The following is a 25,365-nucleotide window of genomic DNA, read 5'->3' as shown; positions in this document are numbered from 1 at the left end:
TTCTTCAAGCCTGCGGGCGAACCGCCTGGATCTGTCCCAGTGCCATGGCCAGCTCCCTGACCTGACGCTGCTCGTTGTCCTTGATGTCCTGCAACTGCTGGCCAAGCGTGGGCGCACCGAAGATGCCCTGGCCGCTCCCCCCGGAGCCGCCCTTCCATTGCTTGCCGTCGAACAGCTTCATCTCTTCGGAATCCTGCGGCACATCCTTGTCGAAGAAGCTCGACAGGCTGCTGCTGCCAAACACGCCGCCATCGCCTCCGCCGAAGCCGAGGAACCCCGAGCCGGAGCCATCGCGGAAGCCGTCACTGCTGCCGAACACCTGCGCGATGAAGCTGGGCGCCAGGGCTCCCTGGTTGATGAAGATGTTGCCCAGGGTCGGGATACCGCTACCCAGGGTCGGCTGCTCGAACAGCGGCGGCGGAATGAGCGGCGAGGTGAACGGCGGCGGCGGCGGGTTCGGCAGCACGGTGTCCACCGGAACCGTCGGCTCTGGCGGCACGATGATCGGCGGGTTGGTGCGGAACTCCGGATCGCCATCGCTCTGCGGCACGCTGTAGGTCTGCGCCGACAAGTCGCTGAGCATGGGATTGCCGGCGGTATCGGTGATCAGGGTGCCAGTGGTGTTCAGCCCGAGGCTGAGGGTACCGGCGCCCGCGACATTGCTGACGTTGACCAGGAAGGTCCGGCTATCCACCTGCACCAGCGATTGCAGGGTGCCGGTGACGTTGCCGGTGGTCACCAGGTTGAAGTCGCCGAGGTCGATGCCGCTGACGCTCTCATCGAAGGTCACGGTGTACTGCACGCTGCCCGGCGTGGCGAGCGGCTCGACAGTCGCGCTGGCGTTGGGAGCCGTGGTATCGACGATCACGCCGCTGGTGTTGCCGACGCCATTCAGCGTCAGGTTCATCGAATTACCGATGGCATCGCGCAGGGTCGCACCATTGGCCACCAGGCCAGTGACCGCGATGCCGTTGGCATCGTTGTCGCCGGCGCGGACCGTGTATTGGAACACCAGCGTGTTGCTGCCCGAGCCCGCCACGTAGTCGGCGAACACGGTAGTGCCGCCCATATCGATGGCCAGGCGCGGAATGCCGCTGACGATCACCGCTTCACTGGCGTTGACCACGAAGGTCAGGGTGTCGCCAGCGTTGTAGGGCACGCCGACCGGCGCGCTGACGCCAGTGACGGTGGGCACGTCGCGGTCGACGCTGTACACCGCGCCGGTCAGGCCGCCGGTGATGGCGTTGCCGGCAGCGTCGACGATGCCGGTAGCCGAACCGCTGAGGTTGAGCCCCAGCGTGCCGGTGCCGTTCACGCCACTGACGGTGATCTGGAAGGTACGGGCATCGATCTGCAGCAAACTGGTCAGGCTGCCGCCGGCAGTGCCGGTGGTGACCAGGGCGAAGTCGCTGAGGTCCACGCCGCTGACGTTCTCGCTGAAGGTCACGGTGTAGCGCACGCTGCCGGCGTTGGTGGGCGACGGATCGAGGGCGACGATCCCGCTCGGGCTGGGTGCGTGGGTATCGACGATCAGGTTGCTGGTGTCGCCCACGCTGTTCAGCGCGAGGTTCATGCTGTTGCCGGCCGCATCCCGCAAGGTTCCGCCGTTGGCAGCCAGGCCGGTGACGGCGATGCCGTTGGCGTCGTTGTCGCCCGCCTGGATGGTGTACTGGAACACCAGGGTCGAGGTACCGGAACCCGCCACGTAGTTGGCGAACACCGTCGTGCCGCCGATATCCAGGGCCAGGCGCGGGGTGCCGTTGACGATCACCGCCTCGCTGGCGTTGACCACGAAGCTCAGGGTGTCGCCGGCGTTGTAGGGAAGGCCCACGGGCACGCTCACGCTGGCCACCGTCGGCACCACGGCATCCACCCGCACGCCCGTCGTGCTGGCGACGTTATTCAGCGTGGTATTGGCGTTGTTGCCCACGCCATCACGCAACGTCCCGCCATTGGCCTGGATCGCGCCGCCGACGCTGATGCCATTGGTATCCAGCTGGCCGCTGCTGACAGTCAGGCGGAACACCAGCGCGGAGGTGCCGGAACCGCTGAGGTAGTTGGCGAAGACCGTACCCCCGCCGTCCAGGGTGATGGCGATGCGCGGCGTGCCGCCAATGGTGTCAACGATCACCGCTTCGCTGAGGCTGACGGTGAAGTCGAGGTTCTGCCCCGCCACATAGGTGCCGTTGGCCGGCACGCTGACGCTGGTCACTTGCGGCACGAGGCCGTCAATGACGATGCCGTGCTGGCCGGCGATGGAGTCAGCGCCACCCACGGCCGGCAGGGTGAGGATGGCGTCGTCGCTGCCGGCGTTTCGGATGGTCGCGCCGTTCAGGGCCAGGGCACCGGTGGACTGGTAGTCCAGGTCGGCGCTGACATCACCTGCCTGCACGGTGTAGCTGAAGGTCAGGGTGTTGCTGCCCGAGCCGGAAACATAGGTGGCGGTGCGGTCCAGCAGGCCGGTTTCCAACAGCAACGAAGGCCGGCCGCCGGACGTGTCGACGATCACGGTCTGGTCGAAGCTGATGGTGACGGTGATGACATCACCCACCTTGTAGCCACCATCCGGGTTGCTGACACCGATATCGGTGATCAGCGGGTTGATCGGGCTGACGGTGATGTTGATGGTGTCGGTATCGCTTTGGACGCCGCCGCTACCGGTCAGTCCCAGGTCATTGGTGACCAGTTGCAGACTGGCTGGGCCGTTGTACCCGCCGGTGGGTGCGAAGCTCAGGCCGTTGAGGGCGTTGTTGATGTCGGCGATGCTGCCATCGAAGGTCATGCTGGCGTCGCCAGTCCCAGTGCCGACCGTGAAGACCAGGCCCGTCAGGCTGCTCAATGTGATCAGGCCATTGGTGGCGGTGAGGGTGACGCGCACGGTGCCGCCCCCTGCGTCCACGTCGCTGATGGTGATCAGGTTGCCGTTGCCGCTGCTGAATACCAGCGTGTCGTCCTGATCCACAGTGGCGCTGGCCGGGGCACTGTTGACCGGGGCATCGTTGACGGCCGCGACCGCCAGCGTAAGGGTGGTCGAGTCAGCCTCGCTGCTGCCGGTACCGGACAGGCCCGGGTCGCTGCCGGTGTTGCCGCCATCGTCGATGGCGACCGTCAGCGTCACGTTGGCCGTGGCGTTACTGGCGGTGGTGAAGCTCAGACCGCTGGCGGCGATGAAGGCGTTGATGTCGGCCGGCCTGCCAGTCAGTGTGAGGGTGCCGGTGCCCGAGCCGCCCACGGTGACGCCGCTGCCACTGGAGGCAGCCAGGGTACCGCTGGCCACACTGAAGGTGGCGGTAACACTGCCGGTGCCTGCGTCGATATCGGCGAAGCTGATGCCAGTCAGCGCAGTGGTGACATCCTCAGTCACAGAAATGGAGCCAGGCGCGGTGATGCTGGGCGCATCGTTTACCGCCTCGATGCCGACCGTGGCCGCGACACTGAGGCTGGTGCTGTCCACGCCGCCATTGCTGGTGCCGCCGCTGTCGCTGATGCTGGTCAGTGTGACCACACGGCTGCTGCCGCTCGGCGCTTCGCTGCTGTTGCGGTAGCTCATGCCATCGATGACGGTCTGGGCGTTGGCCGCGCTGAGACCGCCGGCGATGGTCAGGGTCAGGGTGGCGGTGCCGCCACTGACGCTGACGCTATAACCGATGCCGTTGCCGCCGGTGGTGGTGCCGCTGGTGCCGTTGACCAGGATGATGTCGGTACCGTCGATGCGCAGGATTTCACTGGCGCCGTTGGCGAGGTTGCTCACGGTCAGGGTGAGGCCGGTGATGGTCTGGCCCGCCTCGATAGTGCCGACGCTCACGCCGCTGAACAGGTCTACCGCCGCACCGTTCTCGGTGTAGGTGGGCGTGCCGCCGGTGGCGGACAAGGTGGGTGCATCGTTCACGCTGGTCACGCTGACGGCGATGTCCGCGTTGCCGCTGGTGGCGCCGTCGCCATCGTCCACGGTGATGCGCACGGTACGAGTAGCGGTGCTCGGATCGAGGGTGTTGCCGTTGGTGTAGGTGATATTGCGCACCAGCGCCTGGACAGCCGCCGGGGTCGCATTGGCGTTCAGGCTGATCACCAGGTCGTTGGTGCCGGTGCCGCCGGTAAAGGTGCCGATCACTACGCCGCCGAAGGTGACGTTCGAACCGGAAACACCGATCTGCCCTGCCCCCGTCCCCTGATTCACGATGGAAAGGATGTCTTCGCCGCTGGCGCGGTTGGCGATTATGGCGACGGTGACGTTGCCGCCATCGAAGTCCACGGAATCGCTGTCGGTCACCGTGGCGTCGCTGCCGGAATCCAGTAGGGCCGCGCCGCCGCCTTCGATGACACCCACGCTGTCACCATTCAGGTTGCCGACTACCGGCGGCTCGTTGGTCGGCGCCGTCAGGGTGAAGTCGTTGCCGGTGGCGCCGACGTAGCTGACAGTCAGTTCGGTGCTGTTGCCGCCGGCGGTCAGGATGGCGCCTTCGGCGAGGCCACTGAAGTTGCCGGTCACGCCGTCGGCGAGGTTGTTGTCAATCAGGACGTAGGTGTCGCCGAGGCCGGGGGTGTAGCCATGGGTCACGGCCAGGGTGGCGCCGGAAATATCCACTGTGCCGTTGACCACAACCTGGTCGTACTGGGTACCGGCCGTGGTGCCGTTGATCTCGACCGCCAGGATGCTGCCTGCGTTCATCTGCAGGTTGCCGTTCACCGTCAGGGTGCCCGCGCTGTTGCCCGGCGACAGGACCCCGCCGCTCTGCACGGTCAGGGTGTTGGTGGAGCTGTTGGCGAAGATGCTGCCGTTGCCGCCAAGCGTGGCGCCAGAAGCCACCGTCAGGCTGGAGGTACCGGCCAGCGCACCGTTCACCAACAGGGTGCCGGCGTTGACATTGGTCGCGCCTGTGTAATTGGAGCCACCGGTCAGCGTCAACGTACCGGCGCCCAGCTTCGTAAATGAATTGGAATTCGTCAGCACGCCGGCGAGCGTCAGCCCATAGGCGTTGCTGATCCTGCCACCACCAGTATCGAGCACGATGGTGTTGATCAGCGTGACGTTGCTGCCGGTGACTTCAAGGGTGCCGCCGTTATTCAGCCCCAGCGTGTTGACGCTGAGATTGCTGGCGTCGGTAATGCTCAGCGTGCCGCCACCTCCCACCGTTGTGGTACCGAGATAGCCGTTGCTGCCGCTCAGCGTGAGAGTGCCGGTACCCGTTTTGATCAAATTGCCCGAGCCATTGATGCTGCCGCTGAAGGTCGTGCTGAGATTGGTGCCGCCGGTGGTCAGCGTATTGCTGTTCAATTGCACCGTGCCGGCACCGGACAGCGCGCCGATGGTCTCAGTCGCCGACAGCGTGAAGGTGGCACCCGAATCCACGTTCATGAGAGCGGTGTTGGCGATGGCGGCGCCGCCGCTGGCCGTCAGGCCGCCGGCCGAAACCTGGACCCCGCCAGTGAAGGTGTTGCTGCCCGACAGCGTCAGCGTGCCGCTGCCGGTCTTGACCAGGCTGCCGATGCCGTTGATCCCACCGGCGAACGTAGTGCTGCTGTTGTTGCCGCCCGTGGTCAGGGTGTTGCTGCCGAGCGCCAGGGTGTTGCCGGCGGTGCCGGCCAGCGAGCCGATAGTTTCGTTGGACGCCAGCTCGAGCGTGCTGGAGTTGCTGACAGTAACCGCCGAGTTGTCGTCGATGGCCGAACCGCCGCTGAGGATCAGCTTGCCGGCGGCCACCGTGACGCTGCCGGTATGGGTGTTGTTGCCGGCGAGCGTGACGCTGGTGCCAACGGTGCCGCCGGTGGTCAGCGCCCCCGAGCCCGACACCACGCCAGACAGCACCAGATTGCCGGCGTTGGAGAAGAGGATGCCCGCGCCGCCGATGACCACGTCGTTGTCGACGGTGGTGGTGGCTGTGGTCAGCAGCACGCTGCCGTTGTTGATGGTGATCGAGCCCGAGCTCAGCATGCTGTCGGCGGCGACCTGCAAGGCCGCGTTGTTCGCCGTCAGCGTGCCGCTCCAACTGGTCGAGTTGCCGCTGTTGCTCAGCGTCAAAAGCTCGCGGGGACCGCCCGCAACTCCCGTCACGGTGAGCCCGCCGCTACCGCTGAAGGCGCCGCTGAAGGTGGCTTCGGCGTCGTCGATGAAACTGATGCTGCCGGCCGTGGCCATGTTCACAGCGTTGGAGAAGGACAGCGCCGTGGTCGTGCTGACATCCAGCGCACCGCCATTGAAGGTGATGGTGCCACTACCCAGGGCCGCACTGGACTGTACCGAAAGGGTACCCGCGGCCAGCGTGGTGCCGCCCAAGTAGTTACTGCTGAGGGAACTCAGCGTGAGCGTGCCCGCGCCGGTTTTAGTGAGACTACCGGTACTGCCGATCGCGCCGGAGACGGTCACCGCCGCGTCGGTCTGGAATGTGGCCGCACCGCCGAGGCTGAACGCATTGTTGATGGTGGTAGCACCAGTTACCTGCAGGGTCGTGCCGGCCGCCAGCGCGACCGCGCCGGCACCGAGGTTGCCGTCGCCCGCCACGGACAGGGTGCCGGACAAGACTGTGGTGGTGCCCGAGTAGTTGTTGCCGCCCGACAGGGTCAGCGTGCCGCTGCCGGTCTTGGTCAGGGCGCCAGCGCCGCCGATCGCGCCGCTCAGGCTGAGGGCCAGGCCGGTATCCACCGAGACGCGGCCGGCGCTGGCGCCCAGCGTGATCGCGTTGTCGATGGTCCCGGAGCTGGTGACCGACAGCGTGCCGTCGTTCAGTTGCACGGTTCCGCTGCCCAGGTTGGCGTCGCCGGCGATGGAAACCGTGCCGCCGCTCAATACCTGCAATCCCCAGCTCTGTCCGCTGTTGGTGCCGGACAGCGTGAAGGTGCCGCCGCCATCCAGCGTCAGGGTGCCGGAACCGGTGACCGCGCCGGAGAAGGTGCTGCTGGTGCCGTTGATGCCAATCGTCAGCGCGGAGGTGCCGAGGGCCACGGTACCGGCGCCGGAAAGGGCATCGATGGTCTCGTCGGCGGAAACGGTCAGGGTCGCGCCGGACGCCACCGTCACCGATGTGTTGTCATCCAGCGCGCCGCCAACGCGGTTGAGCGTCAGTCCGCCCGCCGACACGTTGGTGGCGCCGGTGTAGCTGTTGTTGCCGGTCAGCGTCAGCGTGCCGCTGCCGGCCTTGGTGAGGCCGGACGTACCCGAGATCACGCCGGAATAGGTGGTGCTGGTGTTGTCGCCGCCGGTGGTCAGCCCGGCGTTGAGCACCACGCTGCCGCTGCCTGCCAGTGAGCCGATGGTCTCGGCGGTGGAGATGGTCAGTACGGTGCTGGCCGACTGCGTCACCGCACTGCTGTTGCCGAGCGCCGAACCGCCGCTCAGGGTCAGGCCACCGGCCGTGAGGCTGACGGCGCCACTGTGGGTATTGCTGGCGGACAAGGTCAGCGTGCTGGCGCCGGACTTGGTCAGGGCGCCGTTGCCGCTGAGAGTGCCGCTCAGGGTGGCGCTGGCACTGTTGGAGATGGTCGAAGCAGCGGCCAGCGCGATGGCGTTATCGATCGTGGTAGCGCCGGTGATGGCCAGGGTGCCGCCATCCAGCGTGACCTGGCCGGAGCCCAGGTGGTCGTCGTTGGCAATCGACAGCGTGCCGCCGGTGATGGTGGTGCCGCCGGTATGGCTGGCCTCGTTACCGTTGTTGGACAGCGTCAGGGTGCCGCTGTCGGTCTTGTTCAGGTTGGACGCACCGCTCAGGGCGCCGGTGAGGGTCAGGGTGCCGCCGGAGGCGGCGCTGATGTCGGTATCGCCCGCCAGGGTGACGTTGCCACTCAGGGTCGAAGAGCCAGAGACCAGGTGAATGGCACCGTAATTGACGGAGGATACCGACGTGCCGCTGCCGCTCACCACGAAGCTTTCGGCAACGGTCAGGGCACCGGCGATACGCACAGTTGCACCACTGCTGATGGTAGTCCCTCCCGCAGTGGTACCCAGCGCATTGGCATGGCTGACAAGCAGGGTGCCATTACTCACGTTGGTGGCACCGGTGTAGGTGTTGTTGCCGCTGAGCTGCAGGATCGACGGGGACGTCTTCGTCAGGCTGCCGCTGCCGGAAATCACGCCAGAGAAATTGGCGATGTTGGCACCGCCGCCACCGGCGACGCTGATGGTGCCGCCGCCCGCGCCCAGGGTGATGGCGTTGGTGAAGGTGGTGGACGTTCCCGCCGCGCCCGTCACAGTCATGGCCAGGGTGCCGCCATCCAGTGCCAGGTTCCCGGTCGACAGACGCGTCCCGGTGTCGGCGGTGAGCGTTCCGCCCGTCACCGACACGGCCCCGGACCAGAGGGCGGAGTTACTGGTGGACCCCAGCGTCAGGGTGCCAGCGCCGGACTTGGCCAGCGCGCCGGTACCCGCAATGTTGCTGTTGACGGTCGTGGTGTCGCCGCTCCCACTCACGAAGCTCAGCGTAGTGCCGCCGCCCAGGGTGATGGTGCTGCCGTTGATTATCAGTCCTGTCGCTGCATCGGCGTTGAGGGTCAGGCTTTCGTTGATGGCCAAGTTACCGGCCAGCGATACGTTGCTGTTGAAATTACTGCTGAAGATCAGCGTCTGGCTGCCCGTGGCGTCCGCAGCGGCGATCGCCACTGCCTCGCTGATGCTCACTCCGTTACTCGCATCGATCGTAGCGGTGTCGGCGGTGCTGGTGATGTAGATGGTGTCGCTGGTGACCGTGGCATCGGCGGTGGCGCTGGAGGTGCCATCGCTCAGGGTGAAGCGGATGGTGGCGTCGCCGGCCGGCGTATCGCTACTGTAAGTGACGCGCTGCGCCACATTGTTGATCAGGGCGGTCGTGGCGGCGGTGCCGCTGCTGGTGAAGGTGATCGTCAGCACGCCGCCGGTGGAGGTGTAGGTGGCGAAGGTCTGGCCGCCGGACTGCAGGTTGCTGCCGCTGACAGTGAACAATGCACCCGTGGTGTCGAAGCCGAAAGTATCCGCAGAAACAGCTGTACCCGAGCGCTGCACGGTCAGGCTCCCGCCCGCCCAGTTGCCGTTGCCACTATTGAGCGCGCCCTTCTCGATATCGCTGAATACAGCATTGCTGCCCGAATCCAGCGTTACCGTGTTGCCAACTCCAGCCCAGGCAACGCTGTCGCCGTTGACGTTGCTGATGCTTGGAGCCGAGTCGATCACGATGTTCTTGTTGGCACCCAGCGAACCGGCAGCGCCCGGTGACGCCAGGGTCAGGGTGGCATTGTTGGCGGCAGCATCACGAATGGTGCCGCCGTTGAGGGCCAGGGCGCCGGTGCTGAGATAGTCCAGGTCGGCGTTGGTATCACCCGCCTGTACCGTGTAGTTGAAGGTCAGGGTACTGGTCCCGGAACCGCTGCTGTAGTTGATGACCCGATCGATGGCGCCAGTTTCCAGGGTGAGCCGGGGCGTACCGGTGACCGTGACCACCTCGCTGAAGGTCACGGTGACGGAGATCACGTCACCCGCTTTGTAAGTGCCATTGGCCGTACTGGAACTGACGGACGTCACCGTTGGCGGCGTGGTATCGGGGATGACGGCGTCGCTGAAATTGATGTCGTCGATGTCAACGTCGAGGTCAGCTCCGGTGATCCTGACTTCGTCGATATACTCCCATTTGCTGTCTCCGCTGACGTTGAAGGTCGCGGTGCCCAACGTCACATCGACGACTTTGGCATCGATCAGCACACCATTCCGATAGGCGCTGATGGTGAACGAGCTGTCTCCACCAAAACCGCGGTCCACGACAAATCCGTTGAGCTTGAACTCCGAACTGTCCTGGGTCTTGAATCCGACTTCCGTGGAGGTGCCGGGGCCAGTGCTCCGGTATCCCAAGGCATGGTCAGTGCCGGCCGCGATGAAGCCGTCATTGACGATCGAAATGGCAACGCTGTCGTTATTGAAGTAGGTGACCCCGCCGATCGTGACGCTGTTGCTCCCCTGACCCGCAACAGGCAGGGCGTCGAAGTTCTGGTCCGCTGGCGTCGCCAGCAGCCCGTTGTAGGTCTCCAGACCAAGCAACGCACTGGTTTCTACAGTGCCCAGGCTTCGCTCCAGGGTCCAATCGCCGCCCAATCCGGCCGCGCCTGTCATGTCGTCCGAGGCAGCGACATCGGCCCCAGTTGCATTGGCCAGAGCCTGGACGAACTCATTACCCGCCCCATCGGCCCCCACTCGGCAGCCGTACACCAGGATGTCGCCATCCTTGTCGAGAGATTGGCCAATGGCGTCGAGCAACTCGCTACGAGCGGCTATATCGCCACCGTCCAGCCAGTCGTTACCCAGCTGGATCTTGCCCACATCGCCGTGACTAAGGATGTGAATGGCATCGATGCCGCTGCGACCGTCGAGGTAGTCAGCAATCTGCTGCAGCCCGTCCTTGTTCGCATCCAGCACCACGACTTCGGTGCCCGGTTTCAGGCCACTGACGAGCTGCTGGTAATCCCTGACATTGCCGTCAACAAAGACCACTTCCTGGCGATTGTCGGAGGTGCCCGACGGCGTCGCGGCCAGGTTCTCGCTTGCGCTGTCGTGCTGGGTAGCATCCGCCTGGGCACCCGGGTCACTGGAGGCATCGGCAGCTGGCGCGGCATCTGCCGCTTCCACCGCGGTAGCAGCGACTGCGCCGTCGAACATCATTCGGGCTTCGAGCGCCAAGGCAAGCGCCGAGCGAGCCGGCTGAGCGGCTACTTGCTCGCGAGCAGTCTTCTTCCACCACATGGAACACCTCCTACTGCCATTCAACGAGGGGGGAAGACGAGTCTCGCCTTCCCCCCTCTGTACTGTTACGACTCCAGTAATCCGCCCTGGGGCGGGCCGGGATCAGTTGCGCGACGGGAAGATGCCCTCGAGCGCGATTACGAAGTTGGTGCCCAGGAACGGGTTGCGGATCGCCACGGGCTGGCTGCCACCGGCAAGGCCGATGGTGATGCCCGGCATGTCGCCCAGCACGCTGACATTGAACGGTGCCAAGGTGGTATCCGGGGTACCAGTGGCGTACAGGGTGCCGGCACGGCCGGCGGCCGCGACCGGGCCCAGGACGGTGGTCGGCCCTGGATTGGCCTGGGTGGTACCGGTGGTCGCAGCAGGAATGGAGGCCTGGCCGGAGGCAGCGATTGAAGTGCTGGCGGGCGTCGCGGTGTGGGTGTGGGTTGGCATCTGGTTGGAGAGAATGGTCACGTTCTCCGTGCCGCTCACCTCACCGATGTCGATCGGGCTCAGGCCCGGACCCTGCCCCTGCCCCACCGGGCTGCGGCCGCGATAGTCCGGCAGGCCGAAGGTGACCTGGCCATTGCCGCCGTACATGGTGCCGAGCAGCGAGAACAGGGCGGAGTTCTGCGCGATGGACATCAGTTGGCCCTGGCATAAGGCCCACCCACGGGGGGCGAAGTTGAAGCCGACCATGCGAATTTCGCCGAGGAAGGGATCACTCATTGCTGTTGCTCCTTGTTGATGCCGCCCAGGCGGCAGGGTGCGCATCGATGCGCGGGACAACCTTTAGTGCAAGGCCCGACCTACTGGGCCTTGCGGCAGTGGAACACTGCCTGCAACAGATGACGCTCACCGTCCTCATCCGGCCCGATCGGGCTCAGCATCACCGTCCATTCGGCATTGCTGGGGCTGCGCAGCTGGTAACTGTGTTGTGGCATCCGGATGCCAACCGGCTGCGCGAAGATGGCGCTGTAGCATTCATGGCGTGAGTTCATCGCCTGGCCTTCGCTAACCTCGATCAGCGTCACAAAGACGCCTCCGCCGTTCTCCCAGCTCAACTGCCATGGCTGATGAAGTTGCTGTTCGAAATCCTGACGAGTCGGGATCAGGCTCATGCGGATACTTCCTGTGCGAGTGAGGTCCTGGCGCTGCGCTGCATCTGCAGATACACGCGGTTATTACCCGTGACGACGAAGCCGAAACGGCTATACAGGCGCGTGGCCGGATTGCCCGGCTCGACGAACAGGCGGATCGCCTTGCCGGCTTCATCCGCCTCGCTGGTCAGCGTCGTTAGATAGCGCGTGCCGATACCTCGCCCACGCCATTCGGGCAAAAGGGCGATATCGATCAGATTGAGAGTGTTCGGTCCGCGGAAGACATACAGCCGGCCGATGGCCTGGCCCAGATGGCAGATCAGCGAGAACTGCGCATCGTGGTAGTGCTCCTGGTAATAGCGGTGCTGGGCGTCGAATTGCTGGGCGAGGAAGGTGTCGATGGCCGGCTGGTTCCAGCCGGTGGAGGCCATTTCTTCGGCGCGGGTGGTCGCGTAAAGCCGCCGCAGGAACGCCATGTCGGCATCCGCTATGGGGCGAAGATTCAACTCGAGAGTTGGCATGAGATCGTGCGTCCTTGCTGACTGCCCCCAGCAGGGCAGGCCGGCATCCTGTTATTTTGCTATCACGCGATTTCAACGTCGGAAGATTATCCCAAGGTGCCGGCCACTAGCCACTGTTTAGTTAATAATCAATACGACTAATCTCTAAAACCTATAGGAAGCGTCTGATCTATCCGACGCAAGCGCTCCAATCCTTCGTATGAATCGCCCGCCCAACGCGCTACAGCCGCGCGTACATCATCGCTGGCCTCGTCACGCTTGCGCTGGCTGTCGGCGCTGAACCACATCGCAGGTTGCTTGGCATCGAACGCCGCAATATCCCGCAGCGCCGGCGTATCGACTTCGGTCAGGCCCAGTACGGGAGCCAGGCGCCCCCATAGCGCATCGGGAAGCTCGCTGTAATTCACCGGGATTCCTCCCTGGGCGCGGCACAGCTCAAGCCCTTGTTGGAGAATGCGTCCGATCGTGCGGCTGGTGTATTCCAGGGGCGACATGGCCGCGATGTCCTCCCCGGCAACATCCAGCGCCGACGGCCCCAGCAGCCCCGGCACCCGATGCATGCCGGGTTGGCGCAGTTGGGAAACGACGATTTCCAGCGGATCGCGGTAAAGAAAGATGCGTGGCGTACTCGGGTAGAGGCCTTGCAGCAGCGACGCCTCGAACACGCTCCAGGCATCCAGCTTGACCATCAGACGCTGCTCGCCACGGCAACGCCGCTGGCCATAGGCCGACAACAACGCTGAGATCCACGCCGGCTGCTGCGACGAAGCGGCAGGATCGAGGAAATGCGCGCGCAGCAGGCTATCCAGTGTTGGCGGTTCGGACAGCACGACATGCCGTTCAAGGCTCGCCAGCATCTGGGCCATCAGGGTCGAGCCGCAGCGGGAGGCGTGAAAGATCAGGGCGCTCGGGACTAATCCCGGGCTGGAGACCTGCCAGTCCAACAGCGCATCCAGTCCCGTTTGGCGGCGAAAAGCCTGGTTGAACGGCAAGCGCAAGGCTTGGTCAACGTCGTCGCGGAAGAAGGGGCGAGTGAGTCGCTGCTCACCGAACCAGCACCAGTCCAGACGCCATTCTCCGTCGCGCCGCCAGGCCCGGATGGGCAGCCAGCCGTGCATGTCCCGCGCGTTCATGCCTTCCATTGTTCGTTCCATGCCTGCTTGCCCTGGCGCATGGCGGAACGGACTTCCGCCTCGGAAAAGTGCAGGTCATGCGCCGCGCCCAGCACTACCGATTCCCGCAGGAAGTCGCGGATATCGGTCAGCGACTGCAACCGCTGCGCAAGCGTCGAGTCTCGCTCCACCCGCTCACGGAAGCGGGCGAAGGCCTGCTCCGCCCTCCCCGGCTGCAGCGCGGGTGTGTCGGGCAGACCCTGTTCGATGAGTCCAAGCAGCCAATCGTTGGGCTGACAATCCAGCACCAGGTGAATGCGCTCGCCCGGCCCGGGGTTATCCACACGGTGCGGACGGGACAGATCGAGGAACCAGCATTGCCCCGGCTGCATGGGCGCTTGCAGGCCATCGACGAGGAACTCCACCCCTGTCGGACTCAGCAGCGGCACGTGCAGGCGCAGGTCGCTGCCTGGCATGCCGAGGTCAGGGTCACAATGCTCATGGATGCGCGAGCCTGGCCCCAGGCGCAGCAAGCGCGCACTGCGCACAGTAGTGTGGAAGGCATCCAGCAGATCGTTCCAGGCAGCCTCCCGCTGCCACCAGCCACTACGAACCGGCGCGCCCTGCCCGGGAGCCAACGGCAATGGCGCATCGTCTGGAGCGATCAGGGCGACGCCGCTCCAGTCGCCCTCGAAGTAGCCGGTGTTGAAGTGGCTCTGCCACGCGGCTTCGTCGATTCGCCCCAGAGCTTCCAGCAAGGGCGCCAGCTCGAACGTCAGAGGCAGGCGCGAACAGATGGGTAGTGGCATCGACATTGAATCGTCCTTGTTCCCTGCTGTTGTTCAGAAACCGCTTTCCCTCACCCCCAGCGCCGCCAGCCGGCGCCAGGCGAAACCGAGGACCGACTGCCCTTCCCCGTCCAGAACCACCACGCCGCGCAGCGGCTGGGCCGGGTGGATGGAATCGTCCAGCAGACTCAGGCGCACGCCGTACTGGGCCTGCACCGGTTCAGGACGGCGCTGCTCGTCGCGGCGTACGGCAATCGGCCCCTTGTGATCGGAACTCAGGGCTTCCAATTCCAGATAGGCGACACCAGTGGCGTCCACCTCATCCAGGCGCACAGCTACTGCCGGACGCGCCGGGTCGTCGGCGATGAAGCGGCCTTCGGCCCCCGGCTCGACACGCCACAGCTCTTCTTCAGCCAGGTAGCCGCGCAGGCGCAAGCCGGGTTCCACGACCCGGGCCAGCGCATCGATCGGACTGAGCCAACGGCCGGACGTGAGGTCCGGCAGCAGGTCGCGCACTACGCCAGCCTGGGGTGCTCGCAATTGCAGACGTTCGCGCTGTGCGGCCAGCCCGCGGTACTCGGCCACTGCTTCGGCCAGCCGCTGTTCGAGGATGCCGGCGTCGGCGGCGGTTTCACTGCGTCCCGCCTGGCGGCGCAGCTGCAGTTGGAGGATTTCGATTTCGCGGCGAACGATGGACTGGCGCGAATCGAGGTCGGGAGACTCCAGTTCAAGCAAGAGGTCGCCCTGCTCCACCGCCTGGCCGTCCTTCACCTGCACTGCCTTCAGCCTTGCCGCCACAGGCGCATGCAGGGCCGTAGTGCGGGAAGCCTCCAGCAGCGCGGGGACCTCGACCGAACTGCGCCATGGCAGCACCAGCAAGACCAGCAGCACCAGCAGTCCGCCACCGGTCAGCAGAACCTTGCGCGGGTTCGTCTGGTCGCGGCGCTGCCACCACTCCAGCAGCTCCTTCCAGATCGGCAGGCCGATGAACCAGACCAGTTCCACCAGCATCAGGAAGATACCCAGCACCTTGAAGAACAGGTGGTAGACCGCCAGGGCGATACCGAAGAACAGCACTGCCCGCCACAGCCAGGAGCCATAACCCCAGAAGATCAGTCGCCGTGCCATCGCCGGCTGCCAGGGTTCGGGCATGGGCTCGCCGTAGCCGAACAGCGCTTCGCGCAAGCGCCAGCGGCACAGGGCGAAGGCGCGCGCCTGGAGGTTTTCCACACCCCAGAGGTCGCTGAGGAGGAAATAGCCGTCGAAGCGCATGAACGGGTTGAGGTTGATGATCACCGTGGTGATCCAGGTGGCGCTGGCCAACATGAAGGCCGACGTACGCGCCGGGCCGTCCGGCAACAGCGACCACGCCAGCAGCGCCAACACCGCCAGTACCAGTTCGGCGAGCACACCGCCGGCGCCGATCAGCAATCGCGAACGGCGGTCGTTGACCCGCCAGGCGTCGCTGACGTCGGTATAGAACATCGGCAGCAGCACCATGAATGCCAGGCCCATGCTCTGCACCCGACAACCCGCACGCTTGGCCATGAAGGCATGACCGAATTCGTGGCAGAGCTTGGCGAAGGTCAGGGCAACGCCGAAGGCCAGGGCGCCACCAAGACTGAACAGGTGCGGAAAGGTCGCGATGAAGCGCTGCCAGTCCCGCGCCACCAGGAACAGGCCGAGGGCGAATACCAGCGGCAGGCCCCAGCGCAGCAACCAATGGCCGTTGCGATCCAGGACGGGCCAGGTGCGATTGAGGAAGGCGTCGGGCCGCCACAACGGAATGCGGAAGAACAGGTACTGGTGCAACACGCGGTTCCACAGGCTCTGCTTCGCGGCGCCGGCCTTCAGGCCATAACTGGCGCGCTGCTCCTCATCCAGGGCCGCGATCAGGTCGTGACCACGCAAGAACCGCAACAACTCCTCCACCTCCAGCGCCCCCAGCGGCAGACCGGGTTCTGCGTTGGCCGCGTCCAGCACCCGTTGCGGGTCGCCCAGTGCCCAGTGGCGCAGCAGGCGCACGGCGGCCGCGCCGAGTTTGAAGTAGCGACCGCGCAGGGGGTCGGCCAGGGTCCATTGCGGCGCGCCATCCAGGCCGGGGGCGGCCGGCGACAACTGCAGGTCGGAGCGCAGCGCCGGCAGCATCAGAAGCCCAGGCTCTGACGAGCCGCGGCCAGTGGCCGGCGCAACAGGTAATAGGCCAGCGGCGCGCGGTCACCGAAGAGCTTGGCGGTGCCACGCAGGCCGATACGCGGCGGGGCGTCACTGAAGGCGGCATCGAGGCGATAGGCCAACTGCCCGGCGGCCGTGCTCTGGGCTTCGTATGCCGCACGTTCGAGGCGCGCGGCATGACGGTTGAGCGGATCGCTGTCGAGGAACAGTGCCACTTCGGCGCCGGGTTGCAGGGCGATGGCATCGCCCACCGGCAGCTCGATGCGCAGTTCGGCCTGGGCCGGATCGGCAATCTGCATCAGCCGTTCGCCGGTCTGCACCGGTTTGCCGGTGAGGCGCTCGGCGTCGGCGAATACCGCAATGCCGGCACGTTCGGCGCGCACTTCGCTACGCGCCAGCAGCTGGCGGGCATAGTCGCGCTCGGCGCGTTTTTGCTCCACGCGTGCTGCGAGCAGGTCGATTCGCGCACTGGATTCCGCATCGGCGAAGGCGCGTTGGGTATTGGCCTTGAGCTCGGCCTCGGCGACGCCCAGGGCGCGCTCGGCAACGTCCGCCTGGGCCTTGAGGCTGGTGGCATCGAAGCGCACCAGCAAGTCACCGGCGGCCACGCTCTGGTTGGGCTTGACCAGGAATTCGGCGATCACCCCGTCCAGCGGCGCCGCAACCACGCGGCCACCCTGGGGCACCACTTCGGCAGGCGCCAGCACCGATTGGCGTACTGGAATCAGGAGCAACAGGCACAGGCCACCGGCGATGGCCAGCAGCTTCCTCTTCGGCCAGCGCAGGCGCCAGGGCTTGCGCGGTTGCAGGGCCAGCCACGCATGGGCATAGGTGTCGCCGAGTTGGGTCGAAAGGGCCAGTTCGGCGTCGTTGAACGGGTGCTCGCGGGCCAGCCAGAGCCCACCGAAGACGTCGCCGTGACGATCCTTCAGCGGAACCCAGCAGGCATGCGCGGCGGACAGCGCCTGCCAGTCGGCACGGGACTGTTCGTCGAGGGATTCGGCCTCGATGGCGGCAGTTGCGCTTAACCGGTCCTGGCCAAGCAACTGCGCGGCGGCGCGTTCGACAAAGGCCACGAACGGCGCGTTGGGCTCCACCAGGCTGATCCCGGTCAGTGCCCGCACCTTGCCGGCAATCAGCAACGCCGCATGGCGAAAGCCGAACAGGGCCTGGCCATCGTTGACCATGGCGAAAGCCAGTTGCTCGGTACTGGTCTTCTGGCGGGCTTGTTGCTGCAGCCCGAGAAAGAGCGCGAAAACTCGCTCGACCGCACCCGGTGCAGCTGCGTTCATGGCTTCTCCGGGAAATGCGCGGTGCCGCTCATGCCGGCCAGCAAGCCCGGTGCGTCGGCAGGCAGGCCGCCGATCAGCAAGAGGGTCTGGCTGCCTTCGTCGATGCGCGCGCCAAGGCGCTTGACCACGGCGTGCAGCGGCTCGCCGGTTTCGTCCGGGACGAATTCGAAAGCCTGGTCAGGCTTGAGCTTGCTCAACCAGCGGGAGGGCACGAGCAGATGGATCTCCAGGGTGCGGTTGTCCACCACATCCAGCAGCGGCGCACCACTGGCGACGCTTTCATGGGGTTGGACCTTGCGCGCCACCACCTGGCCGTCGAAGGGTGCTTTGACCTGGCAGCGTTGCACCTGCACCTGGTAGACCTGCGCCTCAGCCTGGGACTGGGCCTGGCGTGCCTCCGCCAGGGCCACTTCGAAACGGCCCACCGAGTTGAGGGCGGCCAGCTGCTGCTTGTTCTTGAGTTCTTCGCGGGCGGCGCGCACGGCGGAATTGGCAGCGTTCAACTGGGCCTGGTAGGCGCTGCAGTCGAAACGCACCAGCACCTCGCCCTTCTTGAACGCCTGGCCTTCGGCGTAAGGCATCTCGACGATGCGCCCGGCCAGTTCGCTGGCAAGCACCGCCTGGTTACGCGCACGCAGCACGCCACGGGCTTCGCTGCCCGAAGCGGTCGCTGCAACGGGGACGTCGAGCAAGGGATCCTGCGCGGGCGGCTCTTCCGCCCATGCGGTAGCGACCAGCCCAACCAAGCCCAACAACGTCCACAGCGTGCGTTTCATCAAGGCCATTCCCTGGTAAGAAGTGGGCAAGAGTCTATGAGAGCTGTCGGACAATAGGAATCTGGTCGGAGGAATTATCTTGCCATCAGGCAGGGCGCGCCGCCGAATGGCGGGTGGATATGCGCGGGCTAGCAGGATGAAGCCGATCAGGTAGGGTGCGCCGTGCGCACCGGCGGTTTGACGTGCTGCCAAAACCGATCCCGGAATCGGTGCGCACGGCGCACCCTACGATCCAGATCGAGCTAAAGACGTCCGCTTTGTGCACGGGGAAGGAATCGTCCCTTCGAGGGGCTATCGCAAGTCCACGTTCTACGAACGTGGATGTTTACTCGCGAATGAATTCGCTCCCACAGGATTTGGCCCCTGGCCTTAGAGCATTTCCAGCGGACGCTTGCGCCGTGGCGGCGGGAAGCTGTGGTCGATCAGGGCGAGGTCATCGTCGCTGAGCCGGAGCTTATGGGCTTCGGCGTTCTGCTTCAGGTGCAGCGGGTCGACTGCCTTGGGAATGACGATCACGCCGTCCTGCCGCAGGGCCCAGGCGAGGGCCACCTGGGCGGTGCTGGCCTGGTGGCGACGCGCGACTTCCTGCATCGCCGCGTTGCGCAGCAGCTTGCCGCCCTGCCCTACCGGGCAATAGGCCATGAGCGGCATGCCCTGTTGTTGCTGGAAGGGCAGCAGGTCGAACTCGATACCACGCGCCTCGGGGTTGTAGAGCACCTGGTTGACGGCGCAACCGGCGGGTAACTCGTGCAGGTCATCAAGGTCGAGGTTGGAAACGCCCCAGCGCGCGATCTTGCCTTGTTCGCGTAGGCGCTCGAAGGCCTCCACCGTTTCTTCCAGTGGGTGTTCGCCACGCCAGTGCAGCAGGTAAAGGTCGAGATGGTCGGTGCCCAGGCGCTTGAGGCTTTGCTCGCACGCCAGGGCGGTGCCACGGCGGCTGGCGTTCCACGGGTAGACCTTGCTGACCAGGAAGACCTGATCGCGCAGGCCGTCGATTGCTTCGCCTACCACGTCCTCGGCACCGCCTTCGGCGTACATCTCGGCGGTATCGATCAGGCGAAGGCCCAGCTCCAGCCCCTGGCGCAGTGCCGCGACTTCGCGCTTGCGCTCACTGCGGTTCTCGCCCATGTGCCAGGTGCCCTGGCCGATGGCGGGCACCTGGGTGCCGTCTGGGAAGGTGATGCTTTGCATGGCGTATTCCTCGAAAAATCCGTTCAGTCGGGATTGCCGGCAGCTGGGGCGCAATCTTCCGGCAATGGACCGAGCGGCTCAAGCCCAGGGATCGTACGAACCAATGCTCCACAGGTGGCCTTCCGGGTCGCGGCAGGTGAAGCCTCGTCCACCGTAATCCTCGTCTTTCAGCGGCAGCACGATGGTGGCACCGGCGGCCACGGCGCGGGCGTGCACACCGTCGACATCGGCCACCACCAGATAGATGCTCTGGGTGCCCAACCCGCCGGTTTCGTCGGGCTGGCGCATGAGGCGGCCGTAGTCGGTGTCGCGCACGGAACCGAGCATGATCATGCCGTCGCCAAGGTTCAGCTGGGCGTGGGAGATGCTGCCGTCCTGCTCGGGCACCACCAGATGTTCGACGAAGCCGAAGGTATGGCAGAGCCAGCCGATGGCGGCGGGCGCATCGCGGTAACGCAGGCAGGGAACGGCAGTTGAACCGGCCATGGCAGTGATCTCCGAAAACAATGGATGGGTTCAGCCTAGTCGCTTCCGGCAAAACCCAGTCGCCAAAAAGCATCGGGCCCGCACTTGGCGGGCCCGATGGTGGAGCGATGAAGATCAGGCAGCGTCGCCGATCGGCTCGTCTGATTTGGCGGGAGCCAGGTTCAGCGCTTTGTACAGCACCACCAGCAGCACCAGGAAAGCCGGGCCCACGTAGAGCGCGACGCGGGTATCGGGGAAGTAGGCCATCAAGCCCACCACCAGCACCAGGAAGGCCATGGCCAGGTAGGAGCTGAGCGGGAACAGCCACATGCGGTACTGCAGCTTGCCCTGCTCGGCGGGGGTGAGGCTGCGACGGAACTTCAGCTGCGCCAGCAGGATCATCGCCCAGGTCCAGATGGCGCCGAAGGTGGCGATGGAGGTCACCCAGACGAACACTTTCTCCGGCACCAGGTAGTTGGCCAATACGCCCAGCAGCAGTGCGGCGCCGGACACCAGCAGTGCGCGGCGCGGCACACCGTTGGAAGTGACGGCGAAGGCGCGCGGCGCCTGACCTTGCTGGGCCAGGCTGTAGAGCATGCGACCGGTGCTGAAGATGCCGCCGTTGCAGGACGACAGCGCAGCGGTGATCACCACGAAGTTGATGATGCCGGCGGCGGTCTTGATGCCCAGGCTCTCGAAGGTCATCACGAAGGGGCTGCCCTGGGTGCCGATCTCGTTCCACGGATAGATGGAGAGGATCACGAACAACGCACCGACGTAGAACAGCAGGATGCGCCAGAACACCGAGCCGATGGCCTGGGGAATGGTCTTCTGCGGGTTCTTCGCTTCGCCGGCGGTGAGGCCGATCATTTCCACACCGAGGTAGGCGAACATCACCATCTGCAGGGACATCAGCACGCCCTGCACGCCGTTGGGCATGAAGCCGCCGTGTTCCCAGAGGTTGGAGATACCGGTGGCGATACCGTCGTTGCCGAGCCCGAAGACGATCATGCCGGTGCCAGCGACCACCATGGCGACGATGGTGACGATCTTGATCAGGGCGAACCAGAACTCGAACTCACCGAAAGCGCGAACGGCGATCAGGTTGATGCCACCCATGCTGATCAGTGCCGCCAGGGCCCATATCCAGCGCGGCACCTCGGGGAACCAGACGCCCATATAAATAGCCACGGCGGTGATTTCCGCCACGCAGGTCACCAGCCAGAGGAACCAGTAGTTCCAGCCGGTCAGGAAGCCGGCCAGCGGGCCGAGGTAATCCTGGGCATAGCGGCTGAAGGACCCCGCCACGGGGTTATGCACAGCCATCTCGCCGAGGGCGCGCATGATCACCAGAATGGCGAGCCCGCCAATGATGTAGGACAGCATGATGGCCGGACCGGCCATCTGGATGGCCTTGGCCGAACCCAGGAACAGCCCGACGCCAATGCAAGCGCCCAAAGCCATCAGGCGGATATGACGCTCACCGAGGTCTCGGTGCAGCGATTCATGTTGTGGCTGATGATCAGCTACGGACATGGGGTGGTACCTCATCTTGTAGTTGTCGAGGAGTCAGCCGCGTAGCCGAGAAGCCGGGTCGTGGTAACGACCCTTGGCCGCCTGGAAGTGCCGTCCTTGTGGGGCGGAACGGTCCGGCGGGCGCAGACGCGTCCGAGATCGGCGGCGAGTCTTGCACAAAGACGAGGCAACGTCATGCCTACTTTTGGTGCACTGAAGTACCAGTGGAACGGCTAGGGGGCGCCTTTCTTCGCGACCCGCCCCATGGGTTTCGCAAGCTCAACCCATCCTACTTTCTCGACTTTTCACATTCGTAGGATGGGTTGAGGAACGATACCCATCGCGAGGTATCGCGAGGCCAGGTCAGTGGCCATGTGCCTGCTTTCGCTGCGACTTTCTCGCGCTGGACGTGTCCAACTTGAAACATTGGCGCGCCAGCAGTGGTCGAGTTGCATCCGATTGTCGCCTGTCATTGATTCGCTCCCATTTTTGCCGCAACTCCACCATGCAGCCAGCCGACGACCTACTAACATTGCAAGCAAGAGCGGTGACAGGCCAGGCCGGTGGACTATGGGCGCAATATGGCAATCCGACGAAACCAGGAACGAGGTACCCCCAGGTAGTCTCAATGACTCCGGCGTTCCGCCGGAAAAGCCGCCGCGCCGCAGACACCGCCTCCTGTTCTGGAGCATTTTCCTGGTGACCTGCGGCATCGTCGCTGCCGCCGCCACTCATGAAATGCAGACGTCGCGCTTTCAGGCGCGAGAACTCAGCCGCTACGCCGCGACGCTGAGCTACAAGCTGGAAGATGGCCCGAGCAAGGCAATCCGCTATCCCGGCGACGGCCCCTTCGACCGCCGCCTGGGCTACGCCTCCCTGCCGGAGATGCTCGAACGCCTGGAAAAACGCGGCTATGCGATTGAGCAGCAGACGCGCTTCTCGCCGGCGTTGATCAACTATGCCGATCGTGGGCTGTTCCCGCCCTATCGGGAAAAGAGCCAGGCCGGCATCAGCATCTGCGACTGCCGTGGCCTGCCCTTCTATCAGTTCAGTTATCCACAGCAGCGCTATCCGGATTTCGCCAGCATCCCCCCGCTTCTGGTCAGCAGCCTGTTGTTCATCGAAAACCGCAAATTGCTGGATCAGGAAACGCCGCTGGCCAACCCGGCGGTGGACTGGCCACGCTTCTCCAAGGCAGCACTGACCCAGGTGGGCAAGGCCATCGACCTGGATGGCCAGTCGGCGGGCGGCAGCACACTGGCCACCCAACTGGAGAAGTACCGCCATTCGCCGTACGGCCGCACCGCCTCGGCCTCGGAAAAAATTCGCCAGATGGTCTCCGCCAGCGTGCGCGCCTACCAGGGCGGCCCGGAAACCCTGGCCGCACGCGAACGCATCGTAATGGACTACCTCAACAGCGTGCCGCTCTCAGCCGCGCCGGGGCATGGTGAGGTGCATGGCATCGCCGATGGGCTGCGGGTCTGGTACGGCGCCGACTTCAACCGGGTCAACCAGATACTGGGGAACAAGGACAGCGACCTGGCCGAACGCGGCCTGGCCATGCGCCAGGTGCTCTCGCTGTTCATCGCCCAGCGCCGTCCTTCCTATTACCTGTCCAGCGCCCATGAAGAGCTGAACACGCTGACCGACAGCCATATCCGTGTGCTGGCTGGCGCGGGGATCATCGACACGCCACTACGCGATGCCGCCCTGGCTGCCAGGCTGCGTTTCCGCAACTGGGTGGAAGAACCGGCACTCCAGGCAGTGGAAGCGAACAAAGGCATCAGCGTCACCCGTAGCCGCCTCTCGAGCATGCTCAAGATGCCGCTCTACGACCTCGACCGCCTCGACCTCACCGCCAACAGCACCTTGCAGAGCGAACTGCAGAACGCCGTGACCGACTACCTGCGCCACTTGGCTGACCCGACCTTCGCCGAGCAGGTCGGGTTGTACGGCGAACGCCTGCTGTCCCCGGAGAAAACCCGCGAAGTGCGCTACAGCTTCACCCTCTTCGAGCGCACCCCGTCGGGCAACCGCGTGCGCGTGCAGACCGACAACACCGACCAGCCCTTCGACATCAACGAAGGCAGCAAGCTGGAACTGGGCTCCACGGCCAAGCTGCGGGTGCTCGCCACCTACCTGGAAAACGTCGCCACCCTGCACCAGCGCTACGCCGGCCTGCCAGTGCCGGAGCTGCGCAAGGTCCCGGTCGACCCGCTGGACTTCATCACCAAGTGGGCCGTCGACTACCTGATCATGACCAAGGACCGCAACCTCGACGCCATGCTCCAGGCGGCCCTGGATCGCAAGTACTCCGCCAGCCCCTATGAAGCCTTCTTCACCGGCGGCGGGCTGCACACCTTCAACAACTTCCGCAAGGAAGACAATGATCGTCGCCCCACCCTGCGCGACGCCCTGCGCGAATCCATCAACCTGCCGTTCGTGCGCCTGATGCGCGATATCGTGCGGCACGACATGTACCGCCCCGACGGCGGCAAGATGCAGCTCCTGTCCGACGACAAGGACCCGCGCCGCCAGGGCTACCTGGACCTGTTCGTGTCCCGTGAAAGCCAGACCTATCTGCGCCGCTTCTGGAACAAGTACCAGGGCAAGGATGCGGAACAACGCATGTCGACCTTCCTCGACGGCCTCAACCCCTGGGGCGCGCGAATGGCCGCCATCCACCGCTACCTGCAACCCCAGGCCGACCTCGCCACCTTCGCCGCGTTCATGCGCGAGCGGGTGCCCAAGGCCAACCCGGCGCTGACCGACAAGCGTGTGGAAGACCTCTACAAACGCTACGGCCCTGGCGCCTTCGACCTCAACGACCAGGGCTACGTGGCCCGCGTGCACCCGCTCGAACTCTGGCTGCTCGGCTACCTGCAGGCGCACCCGCAGGCGACCTACCGCGAGGCCGTGGAGGCGAGTGGCGGCGAGCGCCGCGAGGTCTATGGCTGGCTGTTCAAGTCCAAGCGCAAATACGCTCGCGACAAGCGCATCCGCATCATGCTGGAGGTGGAAGCCTTCCTCGACATCCACGAGCACTGGAAGTCCCTGGGCTACCCCTTCGACCACCTGGTGCCATCGCTCGCCACCGCCCTGGGCAGTTCCGGCGACCGCCCGGCCGCCCTCGCCGAACTAATGGGCATCATCCTCAACGACGGTGTGCGCCAATCCACCTTGCGCATCGAGCAACTGCACTTCGCAGCCGACACCCCTTATGAAACCCTGGTGGGCCAGCAGACCAGCGAGGGCAAGCGGGTGATGACCTCGGAAGTGGCCGCGACCCTGCGCGATGCGCTTTCCAAGGTGGTGGAAGGCGGCACCGCCCGACGCCTGCAAGGCAGCTTCACATTGCCTGACGGCCAGCCGCTGGTCCTGGGCGGCAAGACCGGCACCGGCGACAACCGCATCCAGACCGTGACCCGCTGGGGCACGGTGAAGAGTTCCAAGGCGATGAACCGCACCGCGACGTTCGTCTTCTATCTGGGTCCGCGCCACTTCGGCACCCTCACCGCCTTCGTCGAAGGCAGCCAGGCGGACAAGTTCAGCTTCACCTCCGCCCTGCCCGTGCAGGTCCTCAAGGGCATGGCGCCGATTCTCCAGCCCTATCTCGCCCCCGGCCTGAACACGCAGTGCCAAGACCTGGCGCCGGCCGTGCAGGTGAGTAGGCGGTAAGTCTTTCGTAGGGTGGACCACGCTTTATCGGTCCACCATCGGCGTCAGACCCGGCCACGCTGGTGGATGTGAAA

13 protein-coding genes are annotated in these 25,365 nt (G+C 65.2%); 1 reads left to right on the top strand and 12 read right to left on the bottom strand.

From position 1 onward, the window contains the following. Nucleotides 1-4: 4 nt before the first annotated feature. The 12 genes from MnOB_RS18885 to MnOB_RS18830 form a co-directional block, all read right to left on the bottom strand. Nucleotides 5-10,693: a DUF4347 domain-containing protein gene (locus MnOB_RS18885; RefSeq protein WP_077525766.1), complete on the bottom strand. Its 10,689-nt coding sequence runs from the start codon at nucleotides 10,691-10,693 to the stop codon at nucleotides 5-7. 102 nt (nucleotides 10,694-10,795) lie between these two features. Then, a complete protein-coding gene (locus MnOB_RS18880) occupies nucleotides 10,796-11,407 on the bottom strand; it encodes a phage tail protein (protein WP_077525765.1) in 612 nt (203 codons plus the stop codon). 80 nt (nucleotides 11,408-11,487) lie between these two features. Continuing rightward, nucleotides 11,488-11,799, bottom strand: a complete 312-nt coding sequence (locus tag MnOB_RS18875; protein WP_077525764.1) for a DUF6916 family protein — start codon at nucleotides 11,797-11,799, stop codon at nucleotides 11,488-11,490. After that, nucleotides 11,796-12,299 (bottom strand): GNAT family N-acetyltransferase, encoded by a 504-nt coding sequence (locus MnOB_RS18870; RefSeq protein ID WP_077525763.1) that lies wholly within the window; start codon nucleotides 12,297-12,299, stop codon nucleotides 11,796-11,798. Before MnOB_RS18870 ends, MnOB_RS18875 begins: the two co-directional genes overlap by 4 nt. A gap of 137 nt (nucleotides 12,300-12,436) precedes the next feature. Beyond that, nucleotides 12,437-13,441 carry a sulfotransferase family protein gene (locus MnOB_RS18865; RefSeq protein ID WP_077525762.1) on the bottom strand — a complete coding sequence of 335 codons (1,005 nt, stop codon included), beginning with the start codon at nucleotides 13,439-13,441 and terminating at the stop codon, nucleotides 12,437-12,439. After that, entirely contained in the window at nucleotides 13,429-14,220 is a 792-nt protein-coding gene (locus MnOB_RS18860; protein ID WP_371579935.1) for an aspartyl/asparaginyl beta-hydroxylase domain-containing protein, read from the bottom strand. Before MnOB_RS18860 ends, MnOB_RS18865 begins: the two co-directional genes overlap by 13 nt. Nucleotides 14,221-14,253: 33 nt before the next feature. Continuing rightward, entirely contained in the window at nucleotides 14,254-16,350 is a 2,097-nt protein-coding gene (locus MnOB_RS18855; RefSeq protein WP_199824556.1) for an efflux RND transporter periplasmic adaptor subunit, read from the bottom strand. Next, entirely contained in the window at nucleotides 16,347-17,666 is a 1,320-nt protein-coding gene (locus MnOB_RS18850) for an efflux RND transporter periplasmic adaptor subunit (protein WP_077525759.1), read from the bottom strand. Before MnOB_RS18850 ends, MnOB_RS18855 begins: the two co-directional genes overlap by 4 nt. Further along, nucleotides 17,663-18,442 carry an efflux RND transporter periplasmic adaptor subunit gene (locus tag MnOB_RS18845; RefSeq protein ID WP_077525758.1) on the bottom strand — a complete coding sequence of 260 codons (780 nt, stop codon included), beginning with the start codon at nucleotides 18,440-18,442 and terminating at the stop codon, nucleotides 17,663-17,665. Before MnOB_RS18845 ends, MnOB_RS18850 begins: the two co-directional genes overlap by 4 nt. A 369-nt stretch (nucleotides 18,443-18,811) precedes the next feature. Continuing rightward, complete coding sequence (locus MnOB_RS18840; RefSeq protein WP_077525757.1) at nucleotides 18,812-19,633, bottom strand: aldo/keto reductase; 822 nt, start codon at nucleotides 19,631-19,633, stop codon at nucleotides 18,812-18,814. Between the two features lie 78 nt (nucleotides 19,634-19,711). After that, the gene (locus tag MnOB_RS18835) at nucleotides 19,712-20,119 is read right to left on the bottom strand and encodes a VOC family protein (RefSeq protein WP_077525756.1); all 408 of its coding nucleotides are present in this window, start codon (nucleotides 20,117-20,119) and stop codon (nucleotides 19,712-19,714) included. A gap of 114 nt (nucleotides 20,120-20,233) precedes the next feature. Beyond that, on the bottom strand, nucleotides 20,234-21,634 hold the full coding sequence (locus MnOB_RS18830) for an amino acid permease (protein WP_077525755.1): 1,401 nt from the start codon (nucleotides 21,632-21,634) through the stop codon (nucleotides 20,234-20,236). A 549-nt stretch (nucleotides 21,635-22,183) separates the two neighbouring features. Here MnOB_RS18830 and MnOB_RS18825 point away from each other — a divergent pair. Continuing rightward, complete coding sequence (locus MnOB_RS18825; protein ID WP_077525754.1) at nucleotides 22,184-25,291, top strand: transglycosylase domain-containing protein; 3,108 nt, start codon at nucleotides 22,184-22,186, stop codon at nucleotides 25,289-25,291. The last annotated feature ends 74 nt before the right edge of the window (nucleotides 25,292-25,365 follow it).

The organism is Metapseudomonas resinovorans, from assembly GCF_002003485.1.
Taxonomy (GTDB): Bacteria; Pseudomonadota; Gammaproteobacteria; order Pseudomonadales; family Pseudomonadaceae; genus Metapseudomonas; species Metapseudomonas resinovorans_D.
This window is presented reverse-complemented; position numbering and strand designations above follow the sequence as displayed.

What these genes read in the sequence shown, in the direction of transcription:
- MnOB_RS18825 (WP_077525754.1), top strand. Translation starts at nt 22,184, where the DNA reads ATGGGCGCAATATGGCAATCCGACGAAACCAGGAACGAGGTACCCCCA.
- MnOB_RS18830 (WP_077525755.1), bottom strand. Translation starts at nt 21,634, where the DNA reads ATGTCCGTAGCTGATCATCAGCCACAACATGAATCGCTGCACCGAGAC.
- MnOB_RS18840 (WP_077525757.1), bottom strand. Translation starts at nt 19,633, where the DNA reads ATGCAAAGCATCACCTTCCCAGACGGCACCCAGGTGCCCGCCATCGGC.
- MnOB_RS18860 (WP_371579935.1), bottom strand. Translation starts at nt 14,220, where the DNA reads ATGCCACTACCCATCTGTTCGCGCCTGCCTCTGACGTTCGAGCTGGCG.
- MnOB_RS18870 (WP_077525763.1), bottom strand. Translation starts at nt 12,299, where the DNA reads ATGCCAACTCTCGAGTTGAATCTTCGCCCCATAGCGGATGCCGACATG.
- MnOB_RS18835 (WP_077525756.1), bottom strand. Translation starts at nt 20,119, where the DNA reads ATGGCCGGTTCAACTGCCGTTCCCTGCCTGCGTTACCGCGATGCGCCC.
- MnOB_RS18885 (WP_077525766.1), bottom strand. Translation starts at nt 10,693, where the DNA reads ATGTGGTGGAAGAAGACTGCTCGCGAGCAAGTAGCCGCTCAGCCGGCT.
- MnOB_RS18875 (WP_077525764.1), bottom strand. Translation starts at nt 11,799, where the DNA reads ATGAGCCTGATCCCGACTCGTCAGGATTTCGAACAGCAACTTCATCAG.
- MnOB_RS18845 (WP_077525758.1), bottom strand. Translation starts at nt 18,442, where the DNA reads ATGAAACGCACGCTGTGGACGTTGTTGGGCTTGGTTGGGCTGGTCGCT.
- MnOB_RS18850 (WP_077525759.1), bottom strand. Translation starts at nt 17,666, where the DNA reads ATGAACGCAGCTGCACCGGGTGCGGTCGAGCGAGTTTTCGCGCTCTTT.
- MnOB_RS18865 (WP_077525762.1), bottom strand. Translation starts at nt 13,441, where the DNA reads ATGGAAGGCATGAACGCGCGGGACATGCACGGCTGGCTGCCCATCCGG.
- MnOB_RS18880 (WP_077525765.1), bottom strand. Translation starts at nt 11,407, where the DNA reads ATGAGTGATCCCTTCCTCGGCGAAATTCGCATGGTCGGCTTCAACTTC.